Annotated in this window: 22 protein-coding genes; 10 read left to right on the top strand and 12 right to left on the bottom strand. The window is 77.8% G+C overall.

What is annotated here, in order from left to right:
• Positions 1-8 precede the first annotated feature (8 nt).
• Positions 9-962: an alpha/beta fold hydrolase gene (locus tag ACGBYP_RS06695; RefSeq protein ID WP_411582489.1), complete on the top strand. Its 954-nt coding sequence runs from the start codon at positions 9-11 to the stop codon at positions 960-962.
• Positions 959-1,831, top strand: coding sequence for an oxygenase MpaB family protein (locus tag ACGBYP_RS06700; RefSeq protein ID WP_411582490.1), 873 nt, complete (start codon positions 959-961; stop codon positions 1,829-1,831). The genes ACGBYP_RS06695 and ACGBYP_RS06700 overlap by 4 nt, the downstream gene beginning before the upstream one ends.
• A 20-nt stretch (positions 1,832-1,851) precedes the next feature.
• Here ACGBYP_RS06700 and ACGBYP_RS06705 read toward each other — a convergent pair whose 3' ends face one another.
• A complete protein-coding gene (locus tag ACGBYP_RS06705; protein WP_411582491.1) occupies positions 1,852-2,727 on the bottom strand; it encodes a LysR family transcriptional regulator ArgP in 876 nt (291 codons plus the stop codon).
• 77 nt (positions 2,728-2,804) lie between these two features.
• Here ACGBYP_RS06705 and ACGBYP_RS06710 point away from each other — a divergent pair, with 77 nt between their 5' ends.
• Positions 2,805-3,434 (top strand): LysE/ArgO family amino acid transporter, encoded by a 630-nt coding sequence (locus ACGBYP_RS06710; protein ID WP_411582492.1) that lies wholly within the window; start codon positions 2,805-2,807, stop codon positions 3,432-3,434.
• A 6-nt stretch (positions 3,435-3,440) separates the two neighbouring features.
• Here the strand turns inward: ACGBYP_RS06710 and ACGBYP_RS06715 are convergent, their stop codons facing one another.
• From ACGBYP_RS06715 to ACGBYP_RS06735, 5 genes are all read right to left on the bottom strand, one after another.
• Entirely contained in the window at positions 3,441-4,301 is an 861-nt protein-coding gene (locus tag ACGBYP_RS06715) for a RecB family exonuclease (RefSeq protein ID WP_411582493.1), read from the bottom strand.
• A 31-nt stretch (positions 4,302-4,332) separates the two neighbouring features.
• Complete coding sequence (locus ACGBYP_RS06720) at positions 4,333-5,190, bottom strand: PHP domain-containing protein (protein WP_411582494.1); 858 nt, start codon at positions 5,188-5,190, stop codon at positions 4,333-4,335.
• A 41-nt stretch (positions 5,191-5,231) separates the two neighbouring features.
• Positions 5,232-5,927: a PH domain-containing protein gene (locus ACGBYP_RS06725; protein WP_411582495.1), complete on the bottom strand. Its 696-nt coding sequence runs from the start codon at positions 5,925-5,927 to the stop codon at positions 5,232-5,234.
• Positions 5,928-5,934: 7 nt separating this feature from the next.
• Complete coding sequence (locus ACGBYP_RS06730) at positions 5,935-6,090, bottom strand: hypothetical protein (protein WP_411582496.1); 156 nt, start codon at positions 6,088-6,090, stop codon at positions 5,935-5,937.
• 157 nt (positions 6,091-6,247) lie between these two features.
• A complete protein-coding gene (locus ACGBYP_RS06735) occupies positions 6,248-6,871 on the bottom strand; it encodes a DUF6758 family protein (RefSeq protein ID WP_411582497.1) in 624 nt (207 codons plus the stop codon).
• Between the two features lie 103 nt (positions 6,872-6,974).
• Between ACGBYP_RS06735 and ACGBYP_RS06740 the strand changes: the two genes are divergently transcribed.
• The 3 genes from ACGBYP_RS06740 to ACGBYP_RS06750 all read left to right on the top strand — a co-directional run bounded on the left by ACGBYP_RS06740 (position 6,975) and on the right by ACGBYP_RS06750 (position 8,866).
• Complete coding sequence (locus ACGBYP_RS06740; protein ID WP_411582498.1) at positions 6,975-7,406, top strand: NUDIX domain-containing protein; 432 nt, start codon at positions 6,975-6,977, stop codon at positions 7,404-7,406.
• Between the two features lie 87 nt (positions 7,407-7,493).
• Positions 7,494-7,982: a hypothetical protein gene (locus ACGBYP_RS06745; RefSeq protein ID WP_411582499.1), complete on the top strand. Its 489-nt coding sequence runs from the start codon at positions 7,494-7,496 to the stop codon at positions 7,980-7,982.
• The gene (locus ACGBYP_RS06750) at positions 7,979-8,866 is read left to right on the top strand and encodes an MFS transporter permease (RefSeq protein ID WP_411582500.1); all 888 of its coding nucleotides are present in this window, start codon (positions 7,979-7,981) and stop codon (positions 8,864-8,866) included. The genes ACGBYP_RS06745 and ACGBYP_RS06750 overlap by 4 nt, the downstream gene beginning before the upstream one ends.
• An 8-nt stretch (positions 8,867-8,874) precedes the next feature.
• On the opposite strand, the gene ACGBYP_RS06755 is transcribed toward ACGBYP_RS06750, so the two are convergent.
• Entirely contained in the window at positions 8,875-9,168 is a 294-nt protein-coding gene (locus tag ACGBYP_RS06755) for a WXG100 family type VII secretion target (RefSeq protein ID WP_411582501.1), read from the bottom strand.
• A gap of 177 nt (positions 9,169-9,345) precedes the next feature.
• On the opposite strand from ACGBYP_RS06755, the gene ACGBYP_RS06760 reads away from it, so the two are divergent.
• Positions 9,346-13,431 carry an FtsK/SpoIIIE domain-containing protein gene (locus ACGBYP_RS06760; RefSeq protein WP_411582502.1) on the top strand — a complete coding sequence of 1,362 codons (4,086 nt, stop codon included), beginning with the start codon at positions 9,346-9,348 and terminating at the stop codon, positions 13,429-13,431.
• Between the two features lie 4 nt (positions 13,432-13,435).
• Here ACGBYP_RS06760 and ACGBYP_RS06765 read toward each other — a convergent pair whose 3' ends face one another.
• The 4 genes from ACGBYP_RS06765 to ACGBYP_RS06780 all read right to left on the bottom strand — a co-directional run bounded on the left by ACGBYP_RS06765 (position 13,436) and on the right by ACGBYP_RS06780 (position 17,583).
• On the bottom strand, positions 13,436-13,939 hold the full coding sequence (locus ACGBYP_RS06765; RefSeq protein ID WP_411582503.1) for a DUF6912 family protein: 504 nt from the start codon (positions 13,937-13,939) through the stop codon (positions 13,436-13,438).
• A 151-nt stretch (positions 13,940-14,090) separates the two neighbouring features.
• The gene (locus tag ACGBYP_RS06770) at positions 14,091-15,506 is read right to left on the bottom strand and encodes a WS/DGAT/MGAT family O-acyltransferase (protein ID WP_411582504.1); all 1,416 of its coding nucleotides are present in this window, start codon (positions 15,504-15,506) and stop codon (positions 14,091-14,093) included.
• A 50-nt stretch (positions 15,507-15,556) separates the two neighbouring features.
• Positions 15,557-16,837, bottom strand: coding sequence for a CpaE family protein (locus ACGBYP_RS06775; RefSeq protein ID WP_411582505.1), 1,281 nt, complete (start codon positions 16,835-16,837; stop codon positions 15,557-15,559).
• Positions 16,837-17,583, bottom strand: coding sequence for an SAF domain-containing protein (locus ACGBYP_RS06780; protein ID WP_411582506.1), 747 nt, complete (start codon positions 17,581-17,583; stop codon positions 16,837-16,839). The genes ACGBYP_RS06775 and ACGBYP_RS06780 overlap by 1 nt, the downstream gene beginning before the upstream one ends.
• 173 nt (positions 17,584-17,756) lie before the next feature.
• Here ACGBYP_RS06780 and ACGBYP_RS06785 point away from each other — a divergent pair, with 173 nt between their 5' ends.
• Complete coding sequence (locus tag ACGBYP_RS06785) at positions 17,757-18,002, top strand: helix-turn-helix domain-containing protein (protein ID WP_411582507.1); 246 nt, start codon at positions 17,757-17,759, stop codon at positions 18,000-18,002.
• Between the two features lie 34 nt (positions 18,003-18,036).
• Here the strand turns inward: ACGBYP_RS06785 and ACGBYP_RS06790 are convergent, their stop codons facing one another.
• Entirely contained in the window at positions 18,037-18,591 is a 555-nt protein-coding gene (locus ACGBYP_RS06790) for a hypothetical protein (RefSeq protein WP_411582508.1), read from the bottom strand.
• A 92-nt stretch (positions 18,592-18,683) separates the two neighbouring features.
• Here ACGBYP_RS06790 and ACGBYP_RS06795 point away from each other — a divergent pair, with 92 nt between their 5' ends.
• Both ACGBYP_RS06795 and ACGBYP_RS06800 read left to right on the top strand, forming a co-directional pair.
• Positions 18,684-19,355, top strand: a complete 672-nt coding sequence (locus ACGBYP_RS06795; protein ID WP_411582509.1) for a hypothetical protein — start codon at positions 18,684-18,686, stop codon at positions 19,353-19,355.
• Positions 19,356-19,402: 47 nt separating this feature from the next.
• Positions 19,403-19,978 (top strand): Rv3235 family protein, encoded by a 576-nt coding sequence (locus ACGBYP_RS06800; protein ID WP_411582510.1) that lies wholly within the window; start codon positions 19,403-19,405, stop codon positions 19,976-19,978.
• Positions 19,979-20,025: the final 47 nt, after the last annotated feature.

Consider the following 20,025-nt stretch of genomic DNA (forward strand, 5'->3'; position numbering starts at 1 on the left):
CTCGGGGCATGGTCTCCCCCGGCGGCTCAGCCCCAGCCCCCTCTGCCTCCGCCGACCCGGTCGCCCCGGCCGCCGGCGTGCTCGGCCAGCTGACCGCACACACGGCCACCCCGGTGACGCTGCCCGGCACCGCCGGGGAGCTCGCCGCGCTCGACACCGGCGGCGCCGGCCCGACCGCCCTGCTGGTCCCGGGCTTCACCGGGAGCAAGGAGGACTTCGCCCCGCTGCTCACCCCGCTGTCGGCTGCCGGGGTGCGCGTCGTGGCGCTCGACCAGCGCGGGCAGCACGAGTCCGCCGGGCCCGACGACCCGGCGCGCTACTCGATCGACGAGCTGGCCGGTGACCTGGTCGCCGTCGGCCGCCGGCTCCGCGCGGAGGGCAGCGGCCCGCTTCACCTGCTCGGCCACAGCTTCGGCGGCCTGGTCGCCCGCGCGGCCGTGCTGGCCGAGCCGACCCTGTTCGACTCCCTGACCCTGCTCGACAGCGGCCCGTCCGCGCTCACCGGCCCGTCGACCGAGCTCATCGCCCACCTGTCCCCGCTGCTGGACGTCGGCGGCACCGACCTGCTGGCGGGCACGCTCGGCGAGCTGTGGGCCGCCGAGCCGGCGCGCGCCGCCGTCCCGCCGGAGACGACCGCGTTCCGGCTCGAGGTGGTGCGCCGCAGCGGCCCGGCCGCGCTGCGCGGCATGTCCGAGGCGCTGGTCGGCGAGCCCGACCGGGTGGCCGAGCTGGCCGCCACCGGCGTCCCGGTGCTGGTCGCGTACGGCGTCGACGACGACGCCTGGACCCCGGCCGTGCAGGCCGACATGGCCGCCCGGCTCGGGGCCCGGCACGAGGTGATCGCACCGGGGCGGCACTCCCCCGCGATCGAGAACACCGACGCCACCGTCGCCGTGCTGCTGTCGGCCTGGGCCGCGGTCCCGGTCCGGCGCGACGAGCAGACCGTCGGGGCGCAGTCGTGAGGCCGACCCCGTCGATCAAGGACTTCACGCCCGAGGAGGACCTGCTGGGCTTCTTCGGGCCCGACAGCGTCAGCTGGCGGATCCACAGCGACCCGGCGTTCTCGGTGGGCGGCATCCGCGCGCTGCTGCTGCAGGCCCTGCACCCGGTGGCCATGGACGGCGTCCACCAGTTCTCGGTGGCCTTCGAGCACGAGCCGTGGGCGCGGCTGACCCGCACCGCCGAGTACGTGGCGACGCTGACCTTCGGCACCCGGCGCGACGCGCTGCGCCAGGTGCGCCGGGTCCGCGGGCTGCACCGCGGCAAGGCGGGCGTCGAGGAGACCACCGGCCGGCGCTTCAACGTCGACGACGCCGACCTGCTGCTGTGGGTGCACAACTGCGAGGTCGACTCGCTGCTGTCGACCGCCCGCCGCGCCGGTGTGCCGCTCACCGACGCCGAGGCCGACCGCTACGTCGAGGAGCAGGTCGTGGCCGCGGTGCTCGTGGGCTGCGAGGAGGCCGACGTCCCGCGCACCGAGGCCGAGCTGGCCGCGTACTTCGACGGCGTCCAGGCCCAGCTGGCGGTCACGCCGGCCGCCCGCACCGCGTCGCGGTTCATCCTGGTGCCGCCGATGCCGGGCTGGGTTCAGCTGCTCACCCCGGCCCGCCCGGCCTGGGCGACGCTGGCCTCGCTGGGGGCGGCCACGCTGCCGCAGTGGGCCCGGCGGCTCTACGGCCTGCCCGGCTTCGGGCTCACCGACGCCGCCGCGACCGCGGGCCTGCGGGCCTTCCGGCAGGCGACGCTGGCGGTGCCGGCGCGGGTGCGGGAGTCCCCGATCGTGCGGGCCGCCCGCGAGCGCGTGGCCCAGGCGGAGCCGCTCAGCGCCTGAGGGAGGACCCCGGCGTCCGGTCAGCGCTGGTCGAGGTGGTGGCGGGCGGCGGTGCGGACGGCGTCGGCCACCCGGTCCAGCGACGGTGAGCGCAGCCGCCACTGCTGCCAGTACAGGACGACGTCCACGCCGCCGTCCCGGTCGAGCTCCTCCAGCCCGCCCGGTGGCTCCTGCTGCGGCGGCACCATGCCCCAGCCGAAGCCCAGCGTGACGGCGGTGACGTAGTCGACCGAGGCCGGCACGTGGTGCACCGGCGGGACGGCGGGGTCGACCCCCCGCGCGCGCAGGTAGCCGTGCTGCAGCTCGTCGGTGCGGTCGAACACGACGACCGGCGCCCGGGCCAGCGCCTGCGCGGTGACGCCGTCGGGGAACCAGCGGCGGGCGAACTGCCGGGTGGCCATCGGCCGGTAGCGCATGCCGCCCAGCCGGGTCACGGTGCAGCCGGGCACCGGGTCGGCAGCCGCGGTCACCGCCGCCATCACCCGGCCGTCGCGCAGCAGGGCGGCGGTGTGCTCCTGGTCGAGCACGTGCAGGTCGAAGGCGACGTCGCCGGCGAGCGGGGCCAGCGCGGGCAGCACCCAGGTGGCCATCGAGTCGGCGTTCAGCGCGATGGGCAGGGTGACCGCGCGGTCGCCGTCCGCGGGGGCCAGCTCCCTCGTCGCGTCGGCGGCCAGCAGCGCCACCTGCCGGGCCAGCCGCAGCACCGGCTGCCCGGACTCGGTGACCTGCACCGGCTTGCTGCGCACCAGCAGGACGCGTCCGGTCGCGGCCTCCAGCGCCTTGAGCCGCTGGCTGATCGCACTCGGCGTGACGTGCAGCGCGCGGGCCGCCCCGTCGAGCGTGCCAGCGGTGACCGTCGCGTCGAGGGCGCGCAGCTGCGCGAGGTCCAGGTCCACCCCGTCATTAGACGCGCTTCAGGTGCATCAGGAAAGACAGCTGGAGTGACGGTCGTCGGCGCCCTAGCGTCGACGGCATGTCACCCGCCCTGCTCACCGCTGCCGCCGCCGGACTCGGGCTGGGCCTGTCGCTGATCGTCGCCATCGGCGCCCAGAACGCCTTCGTGCTCCGGCAGGGGCTGCGCGGCGAGCACGTCGCCGCGGTCGTGGCCGTCTGCCTGCTCTCCGACGTCGTCCTGATCGCCGCCGGGGTCGGGGGCGCCGGTGCCCTGGTCACCCGGGCGCCGGACGTGGTGACCGTCGTCTGCTTCGCCGGTGCCGCGTTCCTGCTGGTCTACGGGCTGATGGCCGCCCGCCGGGCGCTGCGGCCCAGCGCCCTGGTCACCGACGCCGGGGGCGGCCGCACGCGGGTGACGGTCGCGGTCGGCACCGCGCTGGCGTTGACCTGGCTGAACCCGCACGTCTACCTGGACACCGTGGTGCTGCTCGGCTCGCTGTCGAGCACCTACGCCGAGCGCCGGTGGGCGTTCGGCGCCGGTGCGGCGGTGGCCAGCGCCCTGTGGTTCATCGGCCTGGGTTTCGGCGCCCGGCTGCTGCGGCCGGTGTTCGCCCGGCCGGCCGCCTGGCGGGTGCTCGACGCGCTGATCGCGGTGGTGATGCTGGCGCTGGCGGTGTCGCTGGCCGTGCGCGGCGCGACCGGCGGCTGACCCGGCTCAGTCGGCCGGGGCGGGCTCGGGAGGCAGGAAGCTCCAGGTGTCGCGGGCCGGGGCCGCGGCCTGGCCGGTCGGGCAGCTGGACCGGAAGTCGCACCAGCTGCACTGCTGCCCGGGCACCGGCGGGAAGGCGGCGTCGACGTCGGCGCCGCCGTCGAGGGCCTCGGTCGCGGCGGTGATGTCGAGGGCGATGTCCTCGGCCCGGCGCACGTGGTTGGCCAGCGACCGGTCGGTGTGCTCGAACGCCGCGACCGTGCCCGAGGGCAGGTGGTGCAGCTCGACCCGGCGGCAGGCGCGGCGCAGCGTGCGCCGGACGCCGAGCACGTAGAGCGCCAGCGCCGGCGAGCTGCGGGCGTCGTCCTCGGTGCTGGGGGTGCGGCCGGTCTTGTAGTCGACGACCACGAGCTCGTCGCCGCGCCGGTCGATGCGGTCGACCCGGCCCGACAGCGCCAGCGCCCCGGTGGTGGCCCCGACCGTGCGCTCGGTGCCGGCCGGCTCGTCGGTGGGGTCGAGGTCGGCGACGTAGTCGGTCAGCCACCCGGCCGCCTTCGCCCGCCAGGTCTGCGCCTGCCCGTCGTCGCGGAACCCGGCGCTCGACCAGCCGGTGTGGAGCAGCTGCCGGGCCGCGGCGGGCGTGCGCTTCTCGACCGGGAGGTCCCACCACGACCGCAGGGCCGCGTGCACCGCCGCCCCCACCGTGTTGTGCGCCCAGGCCGGGCCGCGCGGCGGGCGGGGCTGGGTCAGGTAGGCGAAGCGGTACCGACGCGGGCAGTCGGCGAAGGTGGCCAGCTTGCTAGGCGTGCAGGAGAACAGCCGCTTGGGCATGCCCGGCATCTCGAGCTGGTCACCGGCGGTCGCCACCGGTCCACGGTAGCCCGCGGGTGCGACGGTCTCAGTCGGTCAGCACGGGCGAGCCGGTGCCGGCGGCCAGCAGCGCGGCGTACTGGTCGGGCTCGGTCGTGCAGGCGGCGATCGGCGTCCGCTTGTTCGTGCCGTGGTAGTCGCTGGAGCCGGTGCACAGCAGGCCCAGCCGGTCGGCCAGCACCCGCAGGTGCGCCCGCTGGTCGGGCCGGTGGTCGGGGTGGTCGACCTCCAGGCCGAGCAGCCCGGCGTCGGCCATCGCCTCGATCGCGGCGTCGTCGACGACCCGGCCGCGGGAGGTGGCCAGCCCGTGGGCGAACACCGGCACCCCGCCGGCCGCGCGCACCAGCGCGATGCCCTCGAGCACGTCGGTGTCGACCTTGGCCGCGTAGTACGGGCTGCGGTGGTGCAGCAGGGAGGCGAAGGCCTCGTCGACCGAGGCGACGACGCCGGCGTCCACCAGCGCCCGTGCGACGTGCGGCCGGCCGACCACGCCACCGCCGCTGCGCGCCAGCACGTCCGCCCAGACCACCGGGTACCCGTCGGCGGCCAGCGCGCGCACGATCAGCTCCGCGCGGGACAGCCGCTCGGCGCGCAGCCGGGCCTGCTCGGCGGTGAAGGCCGGGTGCAGGGGGTCGAAGAGGTAGGCCAGCAGGTGCAGGGAGACCGGTGCCCCCTCGCCGGCCGACCAGCTGCAGGACAGCTCCATGCCGGGGACGACGGTGAGCCCCGCCGGGCGGGCGGCGGCCGCGGCGGCCCAGCCGGCGGTGGTGTCGTGGTCGGTGAGGGCGACGACGTCCAGCCCCGCGGCGGCCGCGGTGGCGACCAGCTCGGCGGGGCTCTCCGTGCCGTCGGACACCGAGGAGTGGGTGTGCAGGTCGATGCGCACGCCCCCAGCCTGCCGCACGCGCTCTCCGGCCCGCCGGGCGGTCAGTCGTCGTCCAGCGGGTTGCGGGGCCGGGTGGGGCGCAGCCGCGGGATGGGCGCCGTGTCGTGCCGGCGTCCGTTGGTCAGCGGCCGGGGCATGTGCTGCTCGGGCGCCTGGGGCGCACCGCGGTCGTCGGCGGCCAGCGATCCCTCGGCGTCCTCGTCGGAGCTGACCGGGTTGGAGGAGGAGTCGGTGCCGAACATCAGCTCCGACAGCCGCTTGTAGAGCGCGTCGGCGTGCGGCATGTAGTCGATGACGTCGAGGCCCTGCGACTGGCCGGCGGACTCGAACCGGAAGGTGCCGTAGCCCAGGACCTGCCCCCAGAAGGTCTCCTTCCAGGTCAGGTCGGTGATGCGGCGCAGCGGCATGACGGCGACCGTGCGGATGATCACCCCGGAGGTCAGCAGCACCCGGCGCCGGGTGACCAGGAAGTGCCGCACCCACCACTCGGCGACGTAGAGGGCCAGGTAGCCCAGCGCGCCGAGCACGACCACCAGCCCCACGACCGCCGAGACCCGGTTGGTGGGGTCCAGCTGCAGGACCCAGATGCCGACGGCCAGCGCCGGGACGCCCCGGAGCAGCGGCCGGGCGAGCACCGCCGGGTGGCGGCGGGTGGCGATGACCGGCGGCTCGTCGGACAGCAGGTACTTCTCGGCGTCCTTGCCCCAGCGGGGCCTGCGCGTGCGCGGGCCGGTCACGACCGCACTAGACGAGCGAGCCCACGAAGGCCGACAGCGAGGCGGCGGCGTCCCCCAGGGCGGCGCCCGCGCTGCGCACGATCCCGGCGGCGTCCTCGGGTCGCTGGATGACGTAGAAGACCACGAAGGCGACGGCCAGCCAGGTGAGCACCTTCTTCAGCACGTGCGCGCTTCCTTCCTCAGGTGGCCAGGCGGACGCGACGAGGGCGCGGCACCACGACGGCCAGCTGGACCGCGACACATGGGTAACAGCCGCCCCACCCGGAGCACCAGCCGCCACGCCGGGGACGGACGACGAATGCGCAGGGCGGACCGGGCACTCAGCGGCCGGGGAGCAGCCGGTCGGTGGGCGGGCCCAGCGGCAGGTCGGGGTGCACGCGGTCGCGCAGGTCGAGCAGCGACAGGTCCTCGGCCAGCAGCCAGGCGGCGGACGCCGGCCAGGTGACCAGCCACAGCCAGACGCCGTGGGCCTCCCCGACGTAGGCGGCCCGGTCGTCGACGGTGGGCACCATCCACAGCGGCGCCCGCTGCCCGGCCGCCTGGACCTCCGCGTGCGAGGGCCCGGACACCAGGTCGCCGGGGTCGACCCCGGGCAGCCCCGCGTACCCGCAGCCCAGGCCGGTGCCGGGCTCCTCGGCGACGAGCACCAGCTCGGCCGGTCCGCCCAGCGGGGCCGGGCCGGCGCAGGCGACGACGATCGCGCGGGCGCCGGGCTCGCCGCCCCAGGCCAGCCCGGTGACCGCCCAGCCACCGGGCATCGGGTCGGGCACCCAGGCCGGGACGCGGGCGTCGGCGCAGACCGCGCTGATCGCGTCGTGGGCGATGACGGCGGTGTGGTGCAGCGGGGTGACGGCGGCGTGCACGTGGCACCAGCCCTCGCCGGTCGAGCCGGGCCGGACCACGAGGACCTCCCCGCACCGCGGGCACACCGGGGACACGCTCATGGCCGCTCACCGTCCTGTTCTGCCGGAGCCGCGTCAAGCATCGGTCACCGTCGAGCCGCCCGCGTCACCGGGGCGGTGGCACCGGCAGCCGTAGCCTGCGGGCGTGGACTCCCCTGCACCCGACCAGCCGGTGCCCGAGGTGCCGTGCGTGGGCGCAGTGGTGCACGACGAGGCGGGCCGGTTGCTGCTGATCCGCCGCGGTCACGCGCCCAGCGCCGGCCTGTGGTCGGTGCCGGGCGGGCGGATGGAGGTCGGGGAGACCCAGGAGCAGGCCGTGGTGCGGGAGCTCGCGGAGGAGACCGGGCTGGCGGTGCGGCCGGAGCGGGTGCTGGGGGCGGTCCGGGTCGCCGGCCACGGCGTGGTCTTCCTGGTCACCGACTGGCTGTGCACCCTGACCGCGCCCGGGCAGCGACCGGTCGCCGGGGACGACGCCGACGACGCGGTGTTCGTCGACGCCGCCGGGCTCGCCGCACTGGACATGGCGCCCGGCGTGGTCACCGCGCTCGCCGGCTGGGACGTGCTCCCCCGCTGCTGACCGCACCGCTGCGGCGGCTGGGGCCGGTGGGCCGGCCGGTGGCGCCGGTGACACCGCCGGGGTGCGGGGCGAACCTACGATGCCCGCGTGCAGCTGCAGACCGCTCCCGAGCCGACCGCGGAGGAGGAGGTCGTCCGGCTGCCCCGCGCCGCCCGCGCCTGGCGGCTGGCCGTCGCCGGGGTCCTGCTGGCGCTGACGCTGGCCGGCACCGCCTGGGGCAGCGACGACGACTTCCCGGTGGGTCCGTTCCTGATGTACGCCGGCCGGGCCGGCAACGACGCCCCCGTCGGCTCGACCCGGGTCGTGGGCGTGACCGCCGACGGCACCGAGGTGGGGATGTCCGGCGGTGAGGTGGGGCTGCGCCGGGCGGAGTTCGAGGGCCAACTGGGCCGGGTGATCGAGCAGCCCGAGCTCCTCGGTGCGCTCGGCGAGGCGTACGTGCGGCGCAACCCGTCGGCCGAGCCGCTGGTGCGCGTCGACGTGGTCCAGCGCGACTTCGAGCTGCGCGACGGGGTGCAGACCGGCGGGTTCACCGACCGGGTCGTGGTCAGCTCCCCCGTCGGGACGACGGAGTGAGCACCGCCGTGGCGAGCCCGCCGGCCGCGCCAACGCGGGAGCGCTGGTGGTTCCGGCCGGTGCCGCTGGCCCGGATCGCGGTCTTCCGGGTCATCGCCTACCTGTTCATCCCGGTCGACGTGTTCCTCACGACGACCTTCGTGCGGGCGCACGCCGACGTCCCCACCGACTGGTACCAGCCGCTGCTGGTCGCCCGGGTCCTGCACCTGCCCACGCCGACGCACACCGTCGTGGTCGTCGTGCAGTGGGCGCTGGTGCTCGCCGCCCTGGCCGCCGCGAGCGGCCGCGCACCGCGGGTGCTCGGGCTGACCGTCTTCGCCCTCTACTTCGAGTGGATGGTCATCGCGATGAGCTACGGGAAGGTGGACCACGACCGGTTCGCCTTCCTGGTGGCCCTGGCCGTGCTGCCCACCATCGGGCGGGCGCACTTCAGGGACCGGCGGTCCTCGGAGGCCGCCGGCTGGGCGATGGCCCTCGTGCTGGTCGCGGTGGTGCTCACCTACTTCCTGGCCTTCTGGGCCAAGATGCGCTTCGGCGGCTGGAACTGGGCGACCGGCGCCACGCTGACCTGGGCGGTGATCCGCCGTGGCACCCCGCTGTCGGACTGGACGCTGGACGTGCCGTGGCTGCTGCCGGCGGCGCAGTGGCTGATGCTCGTGTTCGAGGCGCTGACCCCGCTGGTGCTGCTGGTGCGCCGCGACCGGGCCCGGATCGCGCTGGTCGCGTTCCTCATCGGGTTCCACCTGATGGTGTTCGCCGGGGTGACGATCATCTTCCTGCCGCACTGCATCGCGATCGCCTCGATCCTGCCCTGGGAGCGGCTCGTCGGGGCACGGCGCCGGTCGGCCGACGCAGCACCCGCGACGAGCTCGCCCCCGGGCTGACCGGCGGGTCAGAGCAGGGCACCGATCCGGGCGGCCATCTCCGACTCGTGCTGCTGGTAGGCGGCCGCCACGCTGTTGAGCAGCTGGCCCATGCCGGTGAGCGCGTCGCTGACCCCCTGGCTGGACTGCCGCCACTTCTCGTGGAGCTCGCTGAACTGCACGGCCGCCTGGCTGTCGGTCCAGCCCGCCAGCACCGAGCTGTTGATGCCCGCCGACAGCGTGGCGTGCCGGGCGGTGGTGTCCGCCGCCTCCGCCTGGCACTGCCCGGCCATCGTGTTGAGCGTCGCGATGTCGACCTTCATGGCTCCTCCTCGGTCCGGGCACCTCCCGGTGGGCTAGAAGGTAGGGCCGCCACCGCTTCCCCGGCCGCCGCCGTCCACAGGCCGGGTCGCCGTCCACAGATCCCGGCCGCGGGCCCCACGGCGGGCACTGCGGCGGCAGCATCCCTGCGTGCGTCCTCCCCGTCCACGGCACCGGCCGTGACCCTCCCCGACCGCGGACCCGGCGTCCGCACCTGGACCCTGCACACCACCGAGGGCGCCGTCGACGTCGACGTCGAGGCCACCGACACCGTCGTCCTCGGCGAGGTGCTCGCACCGCTCGGCGACCTGCTCGGGGTGCCGGCGACCGCGCTCTGGTCGGGGTCCGGCGCCCTGCCCGCCGACACCCCGCTCACCGCCGCGCCGCTGCGGCACGGGGCGGTGCTGGGGCTGGGCCGGCCCGGTCCACGCACGGTCCCGGCCGCGGGGTCCGGCGCCCTGGAGCTGCACGTGGTCGGTGGCCCCGACGCCGGCCGCACGGTCCCGCTGGCGCAGGGCGACCTGGTCGTGGGCCGCGGCGCCGGGTGCACGCTGCCGCTGGCCGACCCCGACGTCTCGCGCCGGCACGCCGTCGTCTCGGTGGCCGAGGGCCGGGTGGGCGTGGCCGACCTCGGGTCGTCGAACGGGTCGTCGCTGAGCACCGGCACCGGCACCCCGGTCCGGCTCACCACCGAGCCCCGCGAGTGGCCGGTCGGTGCGACGGTGCGGACGGGGGCGAGCACGCTGCGGCTGACCGGTCCCCGCGGAGCCGCCCTGCAGTGCGCGCCCGCGCCCGGCGGGCGGGTCCTCGTGCGCCCGCTGCGCGCCTCCCCCGGGCCGGCCGGCACCGGATCGGTGCGGCTGCCGACCCCGCCGGCCGAGGCCCCCCGCCGGCGGCTGGGCTGGGTGGCGGTGCTGCTGCCCGCGGTGGGCGGCGTGCTCATGGCCTGGCTGCTGTCGGCTCCGCACTTCCTCTTCTTCGCCCTGCTCAGCCCGGTCGTCGCGGTGGCCACCTGGTCCTCCGACCGGCTGTCCGGACGGCGGGCCCGCCGCCGCGACGCCGCCGAGCACGCCGCCGCCCTGGCCCGGGCCGAGGCCGAGCTGGACGCGGCGGTCGCCGCCGACCTCGCCCTCCGGGAGGAGACGCACCCCGACCCGGCCCGGCTGGCCGCCGCGGCCCGCCGGCGCGCCAGCCCGCTGTGGTCCCGTGCGGCCGACGACGCCCTGCCCGCGCGGCTGGGCACCGGTCCCGGCCCGACCGGCGTGAGCCGCGTCGAGCCCGACGGTTCCCGCTCCCCCGCGGAGGCCGAGCACCTGCCGGTCACCGTGCCGCTCGGCGCCACCGGCGGGGTCGGCATCGTGGGCCCGCGCCCGGTCGCCGTCGCCGCCGCCCGCGCACTGGTCTGCCAGCTCGCCGTCCTGCACCCGCCCGCCGACCTGCGCATCGTCCTGGTCTGCGGACGGCGCCAGGTCGCCGACTGGCGCTGGTCGCGCTGGCTGCCGCACCTGGTCGCCGTCCGGGCGGACGGGGCGCCGCTGCCCGCGGAGCTGCTGACCCCGGCCGGCGACGGCGGACCGCGCACGCTCGTCGTCCTGGACGGGCCGGTCGACCCGCGGACCGCCGCCGCGGTGGCCGGCGCACCCGACGTCGTGCGGGTCGACCTCGCCGACACCGAGGCCGGGCTCACGCTCCCTGCGCTGGCCCGCCTGCAGGTCACCGGCGAGACCGGCACCTCGGCGCGGCTGCGCGTCCCCGGCGCCGACCGGGAGCGGCCGCTGACCCTGGACGCCGTGGCCGAGGACACCGCCGACCGCATCGCCCGCGACCTGGCCGCGCTGGCCGGGCCGGTGCAGGCCGGCGGGGTGCCCGACACCGCCCGGTTGCTGGACCTGCCCGCGGGCGGGCTGTCGATCGCCCCCGCCACCGAGCGCGCCACCGGGGTCTGGCACCGCACGCGCGCCCGGCTGACCGCGGTGCTCGGCGCCACCGGCTCCGGGCCGCTGGCGGTCGACCTGGTCGCCGACGGACCGCACGCCCTGGTGGCCGGCACGACCGGGTCCGGGAAGTCCGAGTTGCTGCAGACCCTCGTGGCGAGCCTGGCGCTGCACCACCCGCCGGACCGCTGCAGCCTCCTGCTCGTCGACTACAAGGGCGGCGCGGCCTTCGCCGAGGCGGCGGCGCTGCCGCACACGGTCGGCGTCCTCACCGACCTGGACGTCCAGTCGACCGCGCGGGCGCTGCGCTCGCTGTCCGCAGAGCTCACCCGGCGGGAGCGGCTGCTCGCCGAGCACGGCGCGCGGGACCTGGCGCAGCTGCCGGCCGAGGTGCCCGCCGCCCGGCTGGTCATCGTCGTCGACGAGTTCGCGACGCTGGCCGAGGAGCTGCCCGGCTTCGTCAGCGGGCTGGTCGGGACCGCCCAGCGCGGCCGCTCGCTGGGGGTCCACCTGGTGCTGGCCACCCAGCGCCCGGCGGGTGTGGTCAGCCCGGAGATCCGGGCCAACTGCTCGCTGCGCCTCTGCCTGCGCACCACCGACGAGGGCGACGCGCGTGACGTGCTGGGCAGCACGCTGCCCGCGGCGCTGCCGCCCGACCGGCCGGGGCGGGCCTACCTGCGCACCGGCAACGGCGCCCCGGTCCTGCTCCAGGTCGCGCGCGTGTCGACCGGCCCGGAGGCCGGCGTCCCGACGGTGTCGGTCACCCGCCGCCCCTGGCCTCCCGCCCCCGGCGCGCACCGGGCACCCGCGGGGGCTCCGGGCACCACCGACCTGCAGCGGCTGGTCCGGGCCCTCGGCGACCGGGCCCGGGCCGACGGGACCGGCGCTCCGGACCGCCCGTGGCTGCCGCCGCTGCCCGACCGGCTGCCGGCTGCCGCGCTCGACCCCGCGCCACCGGGCGGACCGCCGACGGTGCTGCGGATCGGGCTGCAGGACTCCCCCGACGCGCAACGGCAGGCGCCGCTGGAGCTGGACCTGTCCGCCGGCGGTGGCCTCCTGCTCGTCGGCGGTCCACGCAGCGGGCGGAGCACCGCGCTGCACACCGTGCTGGGCGAGGCGGTGCACCAGCTGCGCCCGGCGCGGCTGCAGGTGCACGTCCTCGACCACGGCGGTGGCGCGGTGGCGGCCCTGGCCGCCGGCCTGCCGCACGCCGGCACCACCGTCGGCCGGGACGACGCGCACCGCAGCGCCCGGCTGGTGTCCCGGCTGGTCGCCGAGGTCGACCGCCGCCGCGCCGGCACGGGCGGCGACGACCCGCTGCTGCTGCTGCTCGTCGACGGCTGGGAGAGCCTGACCGCGCAGCTGGAGGAGGCCGACCCCGCCGCCGGCGCGGGCGGTCTGCTCCGGCTCGTGCGCGACGGCGCGGCGGTGGGGCTGACGGTCGTGCTCACCGCCGAGCGCGCGGTCCCCGGCAGCCGGCTGGCCGCCGCGGTGCGCACCCGGCTGGTCCTGCCGCTGCCCGACCGCGCCGACTACGCGGTGGCCGGCGTCGCCGCGCGGGCCGTCCCGGGCCACCGCCCACCCGGCCGGGCGCTGCTCGGCGAGGACGCGGTCGAGTGCCAGCTCGCCCTCCCCAGGTCGCCGCTGCAGCCCCGCGGAGGGCCGCGGGCCCCCGCCGTCCGGGTGGTGCAGCTGCCGGTCGACCCCGCGCTGCCGCTGCCTCCGCCGGCCTCCGGGGACGCCGTCGCGCTGGAGCTGCCGCTCGGGCCCGGCGGCGACGACGGGGCGCCCGTCGGGCTGGACGCCGCGCGCACCGGTGGGCTGCTGGTCGTCGGGCCACCGGGCAGCGGACGGTCGGCGACCCTCGCGGCCCTCGGCCGGCACTGCCGCGCACTGGGCGTCCCGGTGGCCGCGCTGGCGCACCCGCGCGGCCCGGCCGGTCCCGACCAGCTCGACCGCACCGACGCCGCGGGGGTGCGCGCCTGGCTGGCCCGGCAGGAGGGCCGGCGGACGGTCGTGCTCGCCGACGACCTCACCGGCCTGCCCGACGACGTCGCCGACGCCCTGGGCGGCACCGGCGGTCAGCTGCTGGTGCTGGCCTCCGGCACCGCCGCGGAGCTGGCCGCCTCGTTCCGGGGCGCGGCGGCGGGCCTGCGCCGCAGCCGGACCGCCCTGCTGCTGCAGCCCGCGCCGGGCGACGCGGAGCTGCTCGGACTGCGGGTGCCGCGCACCCCGCTCCCGGCCCGCCCGGGCTCGGGCTGGCTGGTCGACGCCCGCGGTGCGACCCGGGTCCAGGTCGCGCGGCACCGCACCGGCCCGGACGCCGGGTGAGCCGTCAGAGGAGCTCGAGCGCCGGGCCGATCTCCTGCGTGGCGTACCAGGCGAGCTCGTGGCCCTCGGCCTGGTCGACGACGAACTGCGCATCGGAGCTGCCGAGATCGGCCTCCAGCACCACGCCCACCGCGGCACGCACGTCGTCCTCTGCCTCGGCGACGTCGATGTGCGCGCTGGCGACGTCGGCCGTCGCCACGTCGGCGGTGGTGCGCGCCGCGCCCGGGTCGGCGCCCTCGTCGACGATCGGCGTGAGCGTCGACTCCGGGACGTCGGCGGCCAGCACCACGCGGCGCCGGGCCGCGCCCGGGTCGACGTCGATCAGCCGCAGGCTGGCCCGCGCCGCAGCGATCAGGGCCGCGTACTCCAGCTCCTCGTCGTCCTCGCTCAGCTCGTAGGCCTCCCGCAGCTGCGGGGTGACCGTGAAGACGGTGAGCGGGCCGGTCAGCCGGCCCTCGTCGAGCAGCCGCTGCAGCACGGTCGTCGTGGCCGGCAGGTACACGCGCACCCGGTCCCCCTGTTCAGTCGTGTGACAGCGACACCAACGTCACCGGCCCGGCGATCTTCCCAGGCCGGGCCCCACCGGCCCGCCGCCCGTCCACCCGGCCCCTTCGCAGGGCCCCGCCGCGAGCCTGCGAGGGAGGGCAGAGCGTCCTCGCTCAGCTGGTCGCCGACTCGACGAGGTAGGCGACCTCCTGCTCGATCAGGTCGGCGAGCACGTCGACGTCGCTGACGCTGTCGCGGTCGGCGTTGAGGCCGACGTAGACCGTCCCGTCGTAGCTGGTCAGCCCGACCGCCAGCCCCTGACCGCGCACCAGCGGGACCACCGGGAAGACCTCGGCCATCCGGGCCCCGCCGGCGTACAGCGGCACCTGGGGGCCGGGCACGTTGATCACCACGAGGTTGAACAGCCGCCGCGACAGCCCGCTGGCCGCCCGCGCGCCCAGCGCGTGCAGCGTCGGCGGCGCGAAGCCCGACAGCGCGCTGAGCGTCTCGGCCCCCACCGACTGCCCGCTGGGGGCGACGCCGCGCATCGCGTAGCTGATCCGGGTCAGCCGCACGCGCGGGTTGGGCTCCCCGACGGGCAGGTCGACCAGGAACGACCGCACCTCGCCGGCCGCGCCGTCGTCCTCGCCCCGTACCGAGACCGGCACCAGCGCGCGCACCGACGTGCTGCTGACCACCGGCTCGCCCCGGGACAGCAGCCACTCCCGCAGCGCGCCGGTGACCACGGTGAGCAGCACGTCGTTGACCGTCCCGCCGTGCGCGGCGCGCACCACCCGCAGGTCGTCGAGCGTGGCCCGGGCGACCGCGACCCGCCGCTGCCGGCCGATCGGGGCGTTGAGCGAGCTGGCCGGCGCCGGTGAGACGGCCGTGCGCGCCAGCGCCGCCGCCAGCCCGCCGGCCACCCCGGCCCAGCGGGCGGCGGTGGCGCGCACGTCCCCCACCGCGGTGCGGGCGGTCTCCAGCACGTCCGAGGGGCGGCGCAGGTAGTCCTCGACCGCCTCCCACACCAGCGCGGCCGGGCCCGGCGGACGACGGGGCAGCCACGGGTCGGCGTCGGGCAGCGGGGCGGCGCCGGCCGTCGGGTCGGGGTCGAGGATGACCTGGGCGATGTCGATGGCGCCGAGGCCGTCGACCAGCGCCGGGTGGGTCTTGGTGACCACGGCGGTGCGGTCACCGGCCAGGCCCTCGACCAGGTACATCTCCCACAGTGGCCGGCTCCGGTCCAGCGGCCGGGCGGTGAGCCGGGCGACGAGGTCCATCAGCTGCTCCTCGGTGCCCGGCCGGGGCAGCGCGGACCGGCGCACGTGGTAGCCGAGGTCGAAGTCCGGGTCGTCGACCCAGGCGGGGTTGGCCAGGTGCCCGGGCACCTCGACCACCTTCTGCCGGTAACGCGGCACCAGCGGGAGCCGGGCGCGCACCAGCTCGACGAGCGCCTCGTGGTCGAACTCGCCGGAGGGGCGGTCCAGCACCAGGACGGCGCCCACGTGCATCGGGGTGCCGGGCTCCTCCAGGTACAGGAAGGACGCGTCCAGCGCGGTCAGCCGCTCGACCACCGTGACCCTCCTCACCGTCGGGACCCCCACGCTACGGGCGGCGGCCGCGGGCCACCGCCCGGGGGTCAGGCGCGTCGACGACCCCGGCGGCCGGTCGACGCCGGGACCCCGGCCAGCTCGGCGGCCAGCGCACGCAGCCCGGTCCGCAGCGGCGACCCCGGCGCGACCTCGGCCAGCGTCCGGCCGCCGGCGAGCGCGGCGTCGGTGGACCGGCGGTCGGCCGGGAGGAACGCGCGCACCTCGCGGCCGGCGAAGCGCTCGAGCGCGGCGGTGATCTCGCGCTGCGGATCGCCGGGCACCGGGCCGCGGCGCACCTGGTTGACCACCACGGCCGGCTCCACGTCGGGCAGCACGTCGCGGAGCTCACCGAGCGCCCGCACCGTGCGCTGCAGGGCCACCGGGTCGGCGCCGCTGACGCACAGCACCTCGTCGGCCGCGGCCAGCACCGCGAGCGTGGCCCCGTTGCGGCGCGGGGCCGCGGTGTCGAAGGACAGCTCCTCGTCCTCCTCGACGGCGAAGCCGCAGTCGACGACGGTCAGCGCGGCGAGCCGGCGGGCCTCCTCGAGCACGACCTCCACGCCCTGCGGTCGCAGCTCCGGCCACCGGTCGGCGCGGGCCAGCCCGGTGAGCACCCGCAGCCGCGGTGTCACCGCCCAGGCCAGCCGGGTCAGCGCGGCCAGGTCGAGGGTGCCGGCCGAGGCCTGCCGGGCGGCGGCCACCACGCCCGGGGACTCGTCGAGCAGGCCCAGCACCTGCGCCACGACGCCGCCGTAGACGTCGGCGTCGACCAGCAGGGTGGCGACGTCCAGGCGGGCGGCCTCGTCGGCCAGCCCCACCGCGACCGTCGTCCGGCCCGGTGCACCGGTGGGGCCCCAGACCGCGACCACCCGGCCGCGGCCCGCCGGCCGGTCCTGCTCCTCCGCCGGCAGCCCCAGCACCGGCAGCGCGGCGCGCGGGTCGCCGACCTCGTGACCGGCGGGGCGCTCCCCGGTGACCGCCTCGCGCAGCGCCCGGGCGATCGTCTCCGGGTCGGCGTCGGCGGACAGCACCCGCCCGACGCCCCACTGCCGCAGCCGCTCGGTGGCGCGGGTGTCGCCCGGCTCGACCAGCCCGACGACCGCGACGCCCGCGGCGGTGAGCCGCGCGACGGCGGCGCCGTCGAGCCGGCGCAGCTCCGCCGACAGCAGGACCGCCTGGCCGGTGCCGGTCGTCGCGGCAGCGAGCAGGTCGCCGACGTCCACGCAGCGCCGGACGACGGTGACGCCGTGGTCCTCGCGGTCGAGCGCCCCGACCAGCTCGGACTCCCAGGCCGCTCCGGTGACGGCGGTGAAGACCTGCAGCGCCATCAGCCGGTCGGCCCCACCGGCGCCGCACCCTCGGCGGCGGCCTCGGCTGCGGTGGTCGCGTCGTCGACGGACCCGCGGACGACCACGACCAGACCCCGGCCACCGATCGCGGTCAGCACCCGCGGCACCTCGTCGGCCTCGACGGCCACCACGACCTGCAGCGTCGTGGCCGACGTCGACAGCACGCCCTCGCCACGGCCGGTCACCGCCTGCACGGCGACGCCGGAGAGCACCAGGTCGACGTCCCCGCCGGTGGCGGCACCGGCCCCGACGGCGGGGTCGGCCACGGCGTAGACGTCGACCAGCTGGCCGTGGGCCAGCGCCGGCGGCACGTACCCGGCCTGCACCGGCAGGGCCAGCTGGACCTCGCCGGTCGCACCCTCGAGCACCGACCGGGGCAGCAGCTCACCGGCGCGCACGGCGCGGGCCAGCACCCGCCCACCGGGCCGGGTGCTGGTGGCCAGGTAGGAGCCGGCGGCGTCGTCGAGCCGGACGGAGACCGCGACCAGGTCGTCCTCGGCCAGCACGGTGCCGGCGGCCAGGTCGCCGGCGGCCGACCAGACCGGCACCGTCGCGTCCGCGGCGCTGACCACCCGGGCGCCGATCAGCACCGAGCCCAGCACGAGCAGGACGCCGAGCACGAGGCGCAGGTCCAGCCAGCGCGGCGGCCGGACGCGCCGCGGCGACGGCCCGGCCGGGACGGCATCGGTGCGGACGGCGGCTGCCGCCGCGGTGGGCACGCTCATCGTTCGGTCTCCCCTCGCCTGTCGTACCGGCCCGCGGACGACCGCGGAGGGCGATCATGACCGAGCCCGGCGACCGGCTGCAGCCGTCGTCCACACCTTCGGGTGGACGACGGAGGGTGATGTCACCCGGCTGCCACACTGACGGGGCACCTTCGACAGGAGACGACGACCCCATGGCCACCCAGCGGTTCCTCACCCTCGACGACGTCGCGGAGATCCTGAACGTGTCCTGGTCGCAGGCCTACGCGATGGTGCGCCGCCGCGAGCTGCGGGCCATCCAGGTGGGCGGGCGCGGCCAGTGGCGGGTGGAGAAGGACGAGCTGGAACGCTTCATCCAGCAGAAGTACGCTGAGGCCGGCGGGGCACTCGCCGCCGAGGAGCAGGTCGCCGACGGCGTGGACGCCGACTCCGCCCGCTGATCCACCTCGCCCGGCCTGACCGGGCGACCGCGCGTCAGGCCGTCCGGACGGCGACGACGGCCGGCAGCGCGACCGCCCGGACGCCGGTCACCGCACCGCGGCGGCGGGGCTGGTCCAGCGGGTGCTCGGCCAGCTCGAGGAAGTCCGCCCCGACCCGGTCGATCGTGCCGGTGAGCACCCCACCGTCGGCCAGCAGGCACTGCACGCCCGCCCGGTCGCGGGCCAGCCCCCGCAGCGCACGGCGCAGGTCCAGGTGCCGGTCGACCGCGCTCTCCCCGGCGGCCCCGGCGGTGACCGCGGTCAGCCCGGCGACGGCGGCCACGGCCCGCGTCGCCACGAGCACCTCCCGCCCGCCGGTGTCGGCCAGCAGGACCCAGTCGACGCCGACGTCGACCAGCCGCCCGGCGAGCTCGCCCGCCCCGGGACAGCGCAGGGAGACCGGGCTGCCCACCGCGCCGCGCAACCGGTCGACCAACCGGACCCGGCCGTGCTCGGCGCGCACCCGGGACGGCTCGTCGAGACGCTCGTCGGCCGCCGCCCGGGCGGCGAACTGGGCCTCGAGGTCGGTGAACAGCTGCTCCCAGCGCATGTCGGCAGGCTAGCCCGTCCACAGGTCCTTGCATTTGGTTGCGTTTGCTTGCGTTGATGGTGTTTGGTCATCGCACGAACGAGGGAGGTGCCGTGTCGATCCGACGGTGGGCCGCGACGAGCGCGGTCATGGGCCTGGTGGCCTGGGCGCTGGCGCTGCTCGGGCCAGGGCCGACCGAGGTGCGGGACGCCCTCGGCGACCCGCAGGCCCTGGTGGACGCCGCCGGGCCCGACGCGCTCGTCGTCGTCGGCGTCGGGGCGCTGGCCTGGCTGTGCTGGGCCTGGGGTGCGCTGGGGCTGCTGCTGACCGCCGCCGCCACCGCGCCGGGGTGGGCCGGCCGGGTCTCCGCCGTCCTGCTCCGGGGTCTGCTCCCCGCCGGCGCCCGCCGGGCGGCCGCGGTCGCGATCGGCGTGGGCCTGAGCACCGTGGGCCCCACGGTCCTGCCCGCGGTGCTCGCCCCCGCGACGGCCGTCGCGGTCGCGAGCGAGGCCGGCCCCGCGGTCGCCCTCGACTGGCCGACGACATCCTCCCCCGCACCCGACCTCGACTGGCCGGCCCCCGCGCCCGGCGGGCACGTCGTCGTCCGCGGCGACTGCCTCTGGGACATCGCCGCGGCCTGGCTGGCCCGCCAGCACCCCGGCGCCCCGGTCGCCGACGCCGAGGTCGCCCGGGCCGTGCACGCCTGGTGGCTGGCCAACGCCGCCGTCCTGGGCCCCGACCCCGACCTGCTGCTGCCCGGCCAGGTCCTCCGGCCACCCGGCTGACCCCGCCCCCTCCCGCCGACCACCCGCACCGTCCCAGGAGAGCCGCCATGACCGCGTCCCCGCACCTCGCCCCGACGTCCCCGGACGACGTCGCCGGCCCTGCTCCGCGCCGGCTGCGGCTGGTCGTCGTCCCCACCCCCGGGCCGCCGCTGGAGGACGAGGCAGCGCCGGTGCGCCTGCTGGTGCCCGGCCGGCGCACCGCCCGGCCCGCACCCGCGCCGGGACCCCGCCCGCGGCTCGACCGGCCCGTACCGCGCACGGAGGACGCCGCGGACTTCGGCCCGGTGTGGTCGCAGCGCGCGGAGCTGCCCGACGCCCAGGCCGCGGGACGGCGGCTGGTGACGCTGACGCTGGAGGCCTTCGCCGGCCGCCGCCCGATCGGTCAGCTGCAGAGCCTGGTCAGCCCGGCGCTGTTCGGGGCGCTCACCGCCGGACGCCGGCCGCGCTGGTGCACCGAGGGGACAGCGCCGCTGCTGGTCAGCTCGGTGCGGGTGTGCGAGCCGGTCGACGGCGTGGCCGAGGTGAGCGCGGTGGCCCGGCGCGGCGGGCGGGCACATGCGGTCGCCGCCCGGCTCGAGGGCGTCGACGGCCGCTGGCGCTGTACCGCCCTGCAGATCGGCTGAGGACGGACCCGCACAGCAGGACGCCCCGCCGACCGGGTGGTCGACGG

The organism is Modestobacter sp. SSW1-42 (genome assembly GCF_046635825.1).
Lineage (GTDB): Bacteria > Actinomycetota > Actinomycetes > Mycobacteriales > Geodermatophilaceae > Modestobacter.

Bases quoted from the DNA above. Each gene is read 5' to 3' on its own strand.
- ACGBYP_RS06775 (WP_411582505.1), bottom strand. From the start codon at position 16,837: ATGGCGCTGCAGGTCTTCACCGCCGTCACCGGAGCGGCCTGGGAGTCC.
- ACGBYP_RS06735 (WP_411582497.1), bottom strand. From the start codon at position 6,871: ATGAGCGTGTCCCCGGTGTGCCCGCGGTGCGGGGAGGTCCTCGTGGTC.
- ACGBYP_RS06790 (WP_411582508.1), bottom strand. From the start codon at position 18,591: ATGCGCTGGGAGCAGCTGTTCACCGACCTCGAGGCCCAGTTCGCCGCC.
- ACGBYP_RS06785 (WP_411582507.1), top strand. From the start codon at position 17,757: ATGGCCACCCAGCGGTTCCTCACCCTCGACGACGTCGCGGAGATCCTG.
- ACGBYP_RS06755 (WP_411582501.1), bottom strand. From the start codon at position 9,168: ATGAAGGTCGACATCGCGACGCTCAACACGATGGCCGGGCAGTGCCAG.
- ACGBYP_RS06780 (WP_411582506.1), bottom strand. From the start codon at position 17,583: ATGAGCGTGCCCACCGCGGCGGCAGCCGCCGTCCGCACCGATGCCGTC.
- ACGBYP_RS06800 (WP_411582510.1), top strand. From the start codon at position 19,403: ATGACCGCGTCCCCGCACCTCGCCCCGACGTCCCCGGACGACGTCGCC.
- ACGBYP_RS06710 (WP_411582492.1), top strand. From the start codon at position 2,805: ATGTCACCCGCCCTGCTCACCGCTGCCGCCGCCGGACTCGGGCTGGGC.
- ACGBYP_RS06695 (WP_411582489.1), top strand. From the start codon at position 9: ATGGTCTCCCCCGGCGGCTCAGCCCCAGCCCCCTCTGCCTCCGCCGAC.